The following is a 6,796-nucleotide window of genomic DNA, read 5'->3' on the forward strand; positions in this document are numbered from 1 at the left end:
CCGCCGCCGCCGCCGCGCCGCTGCGCCCGGCGGGGGAAAAGCCGCTGGCCGCGCCCTCGGTCCGGGCGCGGGCGCGCGATGCCGGGGTCGACCTGCGGCTGCTGCGCGGCAGCGGGCCCGCGGGGCGGATCACCCATGACGATCTGGAGGCCTTCATCGCCTCGGGCGGCCTGCCGGCGCCTGCCGGGCCGCGCCCGGACGAGACGGTCGAGGAGATCCGCGTCATCGGCCTGCGCCGCAAGATCGCCGAACGGATGGAGGCCGCCAACCGCGTCCCCCATATCACCATCGTCGAGGAACTGGACGCCACCGCGCTGGAGGCGCTGCGCGCCCGCATGAACGCCGCCGCCAAGGGGCCACGGCTGACGCCGCTGGCCTTCATCGCCCGCGCCGTCGTCGCCGCGCTGCGCGACCAGCCGATGCTGAACGCCCATTACGACGCCGAGGCCGGGCTGATCCGCCGCTTCGGCGGGGTCCACCTGGGCCTTGCCGCGCAGACGCCCGCCGGGCTGATGGTGCCGGTGCTGCGCCATGCCGAGGCCCGCGACCTGCGCGACATCGCCGCCGAGATCGCGCGGCTGGCGCAGGCGGCGAAGGACGGCACCGCACGGCGCGAGGAACTGACCGGCTCGACCATCACCATCACCTCGCTGGGGGCGCTGGGGGCGATCGCGACGACGCCGATCCTGAACGTGCCCGAGATGGCCATCGTCGGCGTCAACCGGCTGACCACCCGCCCGCACTGGACCGGTAGCGCCTTCGAGCCCCGGCAGATGATGAACCTGTCCTGCAGCTTCGACCACCGCGTCATCGACGGCTGGGACGCCGCCGTCTTCGTGGCGCGGCTGAAGGAATTGCTGGAAACCCCGGCGCTGATTTTCGTGGAGGGCTGAGATGCGACAGATCCAATGCAGGCTGCTGGTGATCGGCGCGGGGCCCGGCGGCTATGTCTGCGCGATCCGGGCCGGGCAGCTGGGCGTCGACACGGTGGTGGTCGATCCCGCCCCGCCGGGCGGCACCTGCCTGAACGTGGGCTGCATTCCGTCCAAGGCGCTGATCCACGCGGCCGACGAATTCCACCGCATCGCCGCGCTGTCGGCGGCCCCGCATATGGGGATCTCGGCGGCGGGGGCCTCGGTCGACCTGGCGGGGCTGATGGGCTGGAAGGACGGCATCGTCGGGCAGCTGACCGGCGGGATCGCGACGCTCTTGCGCAAGGCCGGCGTGCGGCTGATCGCCGGAGAGGCGCGGCTGCGCGACGGCAAGACCGCCGTGGTCCAGACGCCCGAGGGCCCGGTGATGATCCATGCCGAGGTGCTGGTCCTGGCCACCGGCTCCGAGCCGGTCGAGCTGCCGGCGCTGCCTTTCGGCGGGCCGGTGATGTCCTCGACCGACGCGCTGGCGCTGACGGAACTGCCGCAGCGGCTGGCGGTGGTCGGCGGCGGCTATATCGGGCTGGAACTGGGCATCGCCTTTGCCAAGCTGGGCAGCCAGGTCACCGTGGTCGAGGCCGCGCCGCGCATCCTGCCGCAATACGACGCCGAGCTGACCCGGCCGATCGCGCAGCGGCTGTCGCAGCTGGGCGTGCGGGTGCTGACCGGCGCGCGGGCCGGCGGGCTGTCCGAAAACGGCGCGCTGCGGGTGGCGGGCGACGACGGCGCGCAGGACATCGCCGCCGACAAGGTGCTGGTGACGGTCGGGCGGCGCCCGCGCAGCGATGCCGCCGGGATCGCGCAGCTGCGGCTGAAGATGGCAGGACCCTTCATCGCCGTGGACGATGCCTGCCGCAGCTCGATGGCCGGCGTCCATGCCATCGGCGACCTGACCGGAGAGCCGCTTCTGGCCCATCGCGCCATGGCCCAGGGCGAGATGGTGGCCGAGATCGTCGCCGGCCACCCGCGCGGCTGGGACAGGCGGGTGATCCCCGAGATCTGCTTCACCGATCCCGAGCTGGTCAGCGTCGGCCTGTCGCCCCTGGCGGCGCGGGCGGCGGGGCACGAGGTGGTGACGGGGCTGTTCCCCTTCTCGGCCAATGGCCGGGCGCTGACGGCGGGCGACGATGCGGGGCTCATTCGCGTGACCGCACGGGCCGACAACCAGCTGATCCTGGGCATCCAGGCGGTGGGGGCGGGGATCGCGGAAATGGCCGCCGGCTTCGCGCTGGCGCTGGAGATGGGCGCCCGGATCGGCGACATCACCGGCACCATCCACGCCCACCCGACCCGCGGCGAGGCGCTGCACGAGGCCTGCCTGCGCGCCCTCGGCCACGCGCTGCATATCTGAGCGGGGCGTGTTCCCCGGCCTTCTGCGGCCGGGCAATGGGGCGCTTGATCCCGTGCGTCGAAGCGCCCGAGCGACGGTGTTTCCCCATGCGCCCCATCACGCGTCCGCTAGACGAGCGCGTCCCGGAGGCTTCTGGGCGGTTCGCGATCCTGCGCGAGGCGCAATGCGCTTTCGACATGTTCCAGATGATCCGCCATCGCCTTCTTGGCCGCCTGCAGATCGCCGTTCTTCAGATGCAGCAGGATCAGCTCATGCTCGTCGGGGCCGCAATTGTGCTGGTTCGAATCGCGGAAGGCGGCGGAGATCAGCGAGGTGCGGCTGACCAGGTCGCGCATCAGGCTGCAGAGGAACTCGGCCTCGGCCATCTCGGCCAGCATGACGTGGAAACCGCCCGACAGCTTGATGATCTCGCGCTGGTTGTTGCTGTTGTTGGCGATCCGCTCCCTGGCCACATGCTCGAACATCTCGACCATCTTGGCGGCGTCCAGCTGGCCGATCAGCCGTTCCAGCACGCGCTGCTCGACGGCAGAGCGGACGTGGAAGATGTCCTTCGCATCCTCGACCCCCGGCTTGGCGACGACCGCGCCCTTGTGGCTTTCGATCACGACCAGCCCGTCGCGTTCAAGCATCGCCAGCACCTGGCGCACGCGCGCCCGGCTGACAGCGAAGACCTCGGCCAGCTCGGTCTCTTTCAGGCGCATGCCGGGACGCAGGCGGCGTTCGGCGATGGACAGCCAGATGCGTTCGGCGATCTGTTCGACGGTCAGTGTTTCCATTCGCGATCTCGATCCGGGCGGTCAGAATGTCATAGCTGGTTTGCTTTCATTCGGTCCATATCAAAGGGTGCCATTATTGTTGACAATAATGTAGACATAAATCAGGACGAGGGAAGCCAGCATGGGGGACGGCATGGAATTCGATCTGACGGAACTGGATCCTCGGGACCGCTATCGGCTGCTGACCAATTTCGTGGGGCCGCGGCCCATCGCGCTGGTCACCACGCGCTCGGCGGCCGGGCAGGACAACGGCGCCCCGATGAGCTTCTTCAACGTCTTCTCGCATGATCCGGCGATCCTTGCGCTTGGTATCCAGCCGCGTGCGGACGGGCGCGAGAAGGACACGGTGGCCAATATCCGCAACAGCGGAGAGTTCACGGTGAACATGGTCGACATGCCGCTGGCGCAGACCATGCTGATCTGCGGGCTGGGCGTGGACAGCGACGTGGACGAATTGCAGCTGGCGGGCGAGCAGGTGGCCCCCGGCGCCCAGGTCGCCTGTTCCTGGCTGCCGGCCAGCCCCTGCGCGATGGAATGCCGGGTCGACCGGCTGATCGAATATCCGCGCCGCCTGATCATCCTGGGCGAGGTGGTGCATATGCATGTCCGCCGCGACTGCCTGGATGCCGAGGGCCGCTATGTCGATGCCCGGACCTACCATCCGATCGCCCGGCTTCATGCCGACAACTACATCCTGGCCGACCGGCAGTTCGAGCTGAAGGCCCCCGCGCTTGAGGGGCTTGCCGGATGAGCGGGGCGCAGGCGCAATCCTGCTGATCGGTCCCGGCGCTGCACATGTCGCTTCCGGTCATCTCGGCGAACCTGCCGGGCGACTGGCCGCGCGACGCCCTTGACCCCAAGCTGAGGTGAGCATGTCCGACCTGCTGCTGAAGAACGTCCGCCCGCTTGGCGCGGAAGCCACCGACATCCTGATCCGCGCCGGCAGGATCACAGGGGTGGGCGGCATCGAGGCCCCGGCGGGCATCGCGGTCGAGGATGGCCGGAACGCGATCCTCTGGCCCGGCCTGATCGATGCCCATACCCATCTGGACAAGACCACCTGGGGCATGGACTGGCACGAGAACGAGCGCGAGGCCGTCCTGCGCGGCCGCATCGACTTCGAGCGCGAGAACCGGCTGGAGATCGGCATCGACCCGCATCGCCAGTCGATGCGCCACGCCCTCGGCCTGGCCGCGCATGGCGCCAGCCATATCCGCAGCCATGTCGATATCGACACCACCCACGGCTTGCGCCTGGTCGAGGGCGTCCAGGAAACCCGCGAGAAGCTGCGCGGCATCATCGACATCGAGATCGTGGCCTTTCCGCAATCGGGCGTGATGGTCATGCCGGGCACGGTCGAATTGCTGGACGAGGCGCTGGCCAATGGCTGCGAGGTGCTGGGCGGCATCGATCCCTGCGGCATCGACCGCGATCCCAAGGGCCAGCTGGACGCGCTGTTCGCGCTGGCCGCCAGGCACGGGGTCGGCATCGACATCCACCTGCACGAGGCCGGAGAGCTGGGCGCCTTCACCATGGAGCTGATCTTCGAGCGGGTCCGCGCCAGCGGGATGCAGGGCCGCTTCGCCATCAGCCACGCCTTCGCGCTTGGCATGAACGATCACCTGCGCGTGGGCCGGCTGATCGAGCAGATCGCCGAGCTGGACATCGCGATCCTGACCACCGGCGCGCCCTCGGCCACGGTGCCCTCGGTCAGGCGGCTGCGCGAGGCCGGCGTGCGCGTGGGCGCGGGCTGCGACGGCATCCGCGACACCTGGGGGCCGTGGGGCCAGCCCGACATGATCGACCGCGCCACCATCATCGGGATGCGGAATGGTTTCCGTTCGGACAGCGACCTGCGGCTGGCGCTGCAGATCGTCTCTCAGGGCGGGGCCGATGTCATGCGGCTGGAGGGTTACGGCCTGGGGATTGGCTGCAAGGCCGATCTCACCCTGCTGGAGGGGCAGACCGTCGCCCATGCCGTCGTCAACCGCGCCCCGCGCCCGCTGGTGGTCAAGGGCGGCCGCGTCGTCGCCCGCGACGGCCATTGCATCGTGGGAACGCCATGATCCGGCCCCCGGTTTCGCGGCCGGCCGACACCCCCGCCCGGCATTTGACGGCGGCGGCGGCTTGGCTAGACTGCGGGCCGGAACGGATCGGGGCATATCATGGATTTCATGGCAAGAGTGACCGCTGTCGTCGGGGGCGTCATGGTCGCGCTGAGGCGCTTCGGGGCGCCGCAAACGCAGGCGGTGGGCGCGACGCCGGCAATTCCCCAGCCGCGCAAGCAGGGGATCATGACGCTGAAGATGCCCACGGCGCAGGGCTGGGCGCCCGGACAGCTTCCCCAGGCCGCGCCTGGGCTGAAGGTCAATGCCTTCGCCTCGGGCCTGGATCACCCCCGCTGGATCGAGGTCCTGCCGAACGGCGATGTGCTGGTCGCCGAGGCGAAGGAACAGCCCAGCCCGCCCAGGACGCTGATGGACCGCGCCGCGCAGGCCACCATGCGCCGCGCCCGCGCCATCGGCGACAGCGCCGACCGCATCAGCCTGTGGCGCGACGCGGATGGCGATGGCGTGGCCGAGATCCGCGAGGTTTTCCTGGACGGGCAGAACCAGCCCTTCGGCATGGCGCTGGTGGACGGCACCTTTCATGTCGGCAATACCGACGGCATCGTCGCTTTCCCCTATCAGGAGGGCCAGACGCGGCTGACGGGCCCCGGCCGCAAGCTGGTGGATTTCAAGCCGGGCGGCCATTGGACCCGCAGCCTGATCGTCTCGCCCGACCGCTCGAAGATCTATGCCGGCGTCGGCTCGCTGAGCAATATCGGCGATCGCGGCATGGAGGCCGAAGAGGGCCGCGCGGCGATCTGGGAACTGGACCTGGCCAGCGGGACGGCCCGCATCTTCGCCTCGGGGCTGCGCAATGCCGTGGGCATGGCATGGGAGCCGGTGACCGGCGCGCTCTGGACGGTGGTGAACGAACGCGACGGGCTGGGCGACGAGACGCCGCCGGACTACCTGACCTCGGTGCGGGACGGGGGATTCTACGGCTGGCCCTGGTGCTATTGGGGCCAGACCGTGGACGACCGCGTCGCCCCGAACCCGCAGATGGTCGCGCGCGCGATCACGCCCGATTACGCCCTTGGCGGCCACACGGCCTCGCTGGGGCTGTGCTGGATGCCCGCGGGCACGCTGCCGGGATTCCCCGACGGCATGGTGATCGGGCAGCACGGCTCCTGGAACCGCTCGACGCTGAGCGGATACCGGCTGATCTTCGTGCCCTTCGCCGAGGGCCGCCCGGCGGGGCCGCCGCGGGACATCCTGTGGGGGTTCCTCTCCGAGGACGAGAAATTCTCCTACGGGCGCCCCGTCGGCGTCGCCATCGGTCCCGACAGGGCATCGCTGCTGATGGCGGACGATGTCGGCGACATCATCTGGCGGATCACCGGGGCCTAGAAATCCCGTCCTGACCCTACCCGATGTGGTAGTTCTGTTCGACGACGGCCTCCATGGAGACGTGGCTTGACGTATTGCTGACATGGGGGAGGGTGGAGATCTTCTCGGCCAGGATGCGGCGGAAATGGGCCATGTCGCGGGAGCGGAGCTTGATGAGGTAGTCGCAGCCGCCGGCGATCATGTAGCATTCCTCGACCTCGGGGATGGCGCGGATGGCGGCGTTGAACTGCTGCAGCGCGGCTTCGCGGGTGTCGCTCATGCTGACCTCGACATAGGTGACAT

7 protein-coding genes are annotated in these 6,796 nt (G+C 69.7%); 5 read left to right on the top strand and 2 right to left on the bottom strand.

Going from position 1 to position 6,796, the window contains the following annotated elements:
• Both C9E82_RS23345 and lpdA read left to right on the top strand, forming a co-directional pair.
• Positions 1-893, top strand: an 893-nt coding sequence (locus tag C9E82_RS23345; protein ID WP_147482385.1) for a dihydrolipoamide acetyltransferase family protein, incomplete at its 5' end; no start/stop codon positions are given.
• Between the two features lies 1 nt (position 894).
• Positions 895-2,283, top strand: a complete 1,389-nt coding sequence (gene lpdA, locus C9E82_RS23350) for a dihydrolipoyl dehydrogenase (protein WP_119896952.1) — start codon at positions 895-897, stop codon at positions 2,281-2,283.
• Positions 2,284-2,390: 107 nt separating this feature from the next.
• On the opposite strand, the gene C9E82_RS23355 is transcribed toward lpdA, so the two are convergent.
• Complete coding sequence (locus tag C9E82_RS23355) at positions 2,391-3,059, bottom strand: GntR family transcriptional regulator (RefSeq protein WP_119896953.1); 669 nt, start codon at positions 3,057-3,059, stop codon at positions 2,391-2,393.
• A gap of 133 nt (positions 3,060-3,192) precedes the next feature.
• Here C9E82_RS23355 and C9E82_RS23360 point away from each other — a divergent pair, with 133 nt between their 5' ends.
• The 3 genes from C9E82_RS23360 (at position 3,193) to C9E82_RS23370 (ending at position 6,514) form a co-directional block, all read left to right on the top strand.
• On the top strand, positions 3,193-3,810 hold the full coding sequence (locus C9E82_RS23360; protein WP_119896954.1) for a flavin reductase family protein: 618 nt from the start codon (positions 3,193-3,195) through the stop codon (positions 3,808-3,810).
• A gap of 121 nt (positions 3,811-3,931) precedes the next feature.
• Entirely contained in the window at positions 3,932-5,125 is a 1,194-nt protein-coding gene (locus tag C9E82_RS23365; protein ID WP_119896955.1) for an amidohydrolase family protein, read from the top strand.
• A 99-nt stretch (positions 5,126-5,224) separates the two neighbouring features.
• On the top strand, positions 5,225-6,514 hold the full coding sequence (locus C9E82_RS23370) for a PQQ-dependent sugar dehydrogenase (RefSeq protein WP_119896956.1): 1,290 nt from the start codon (positions 5,225-5,227) through the stop codon (positions 6,512-6,514).
• A 16-nt stretch (positions 6,515-6,530) separates the two neighbouring features.
• On the opposite strand, the gene C9E82_RS23375 is transcribed toward C9E82_RS23370, so the two are convergent.
• On the bottom strand, positions 6,531-6,796 hold a 266-nt coding region (locus C9E82_RS23375; protein WP_147482376.1), incomplete at its 5' end, for an Lrp/AsnC ligand binding domain-containing protein.

This window comes from Paracoccus sigandri (assembly GCF_003709565.1).
In the GTDB taxonomy this organism is placed as follows: Bacteria; Pseudomonadota; Alphaproteobacteria; order Rhodobacterales; family Rhodobacteraceae; genus Paracoccus; species Paracoccus siganidrum.